Genomic DNA, 1,075 nt, shown 5'->3' with positions numbered 1-1,075 from the left:
CCGACGGCCGGCCCGGCCGCCCCGCGCGGCGGCCGCGGTCCCGGCCCGGGAGGCCGGGCCGGCCCGTACCGGCGCGGGGTGTGCGAGCATGAAGAGGGGAATGAGTACCGGGCCGTGGAATGAATCCGCGGCCGCGCCGGTTTTTATGTCGGCAAGCAGTCCGTACAACCCGGGAGAGAAGCAGATGTCCGTATCGGACGAGACCACCACCGTGAGCGACGGCATCCTCCTGTCCGACGCCGCCGCGAGCAAGGTCAAGACCCTGCTCGAGCAGGAGGGTCGCGATGACCTCGCGCTGCGCGTCGCCGTACAGCCCGGTGGCTGCTCCGGCCTGCGTTACCAGCTGTTCTTCGACGAGCGTTCGCTCGACGGGGACGTCGTCAAGGAGTTCGGTGGCGTCAAGGTCGTCACCGACCGCATGAGCGCCCCGTACCTGGGTGGTGCCTCGATCGACTTCGTCGACACCATCGAGAAGCAGGGCTTCACGATCGACAACCCGAACGCCACGGGTTCCTGCGCCTGCGGCGACTCCTTCCACTGAGTCACGGCAACCGGCTGACGAAGGGCGGCGGCCTCCCGATCGGGGGGCCGCCGCCCTTCCGCATGGCCGCGCCGGCCGGCCCGGCGTGCAAGCGGCGGTCCGACCGGCCCGCCCGTCCCCGCCCTTGCGACCGGCCGGTCAGGACCCGGTGCGCGGCAGCTTCGCGCCCGTCTCCGCGCCGATCACGTCCCGGTCGCCGACCGGCTGCCGCAGCGTGACCGTCCGCTCCAGCGACCTCGCCATCGCCGGGCACATCGCTCCCGGCTTCGGCCGGGGCGGCACCAGGCCGACCTCCACCGCCGTGCCCGACTCGTCCGCGGTGACCGAGTAGGTGCCGCAGACGCCGCCCCAGAACCGCACCGTCAGGTCCCGGCCGTGCGTGCTGTACGAGACGGCCCGGCCGAGAACCGCGCCGCCGGCAGTCCCGGACGGCGAGGCACCCGGACCCGGCGGGGAGACGTCCGTCCCGCCCCGGCCGGTCCCGGGGCCCGCCGCCGCCCCGCTGCCGCCGCCCGGCTGCATCCCGCGCGGCGG

General features: G+C 74.5%; 1 protein-coding gene and 1 pseudogene. One reads left to right on the top strand and one right to left on the bottom strand.

Going from position 1 to position 1,075, the window contains the following annotated elements; all coding sequences use genetic code 11:
* Positions 1–184: 184 nt before the first annotated feature.
* Complete coding sequence (locus tag L1885_RS28685; RefSeq protein WP_235800052.1) at positions 185–541, top strand: HesB/IscA family protein; 357 nt, start codon at positions 185–187, stop codon at positions 539–541.
* Positions 542–679: 138 nt separating this feature from the next.
* On the opposite strand, the pseudogene L1885_RS28680 reads toward L1885_RS28685, so the two are convergent.
* Positions 680–1,075, bottom strand: a pseudogene (locus tag L1885_RS28680) (hypothetical protein); the annotation flags it as partial.

It is taken from the genome of Streptomyces fuscigenes (assembly GCF_021556455.1).
GTDB classification, from domain to species: domain Bacteria; phylum Actinomycetota; class Actinomycetes; order Streptomycetales; family Streptomycetaceae; genus Streptomyces; species Streptomyces fuscigenes.
Note: the sequence above shows the minus strand (reverse complement) of the source record. Positions and strands in the feature narration are given on the sequence as shown.

Coding starts and splice junctions, on each gene's coding strand:
- L1885_RS28685 (WP_235800052.1), top strand. CDS start 185: ATGTCCGTATCGGACGAGACCACCACCGTGAGCGACGGCATCCTCCTG.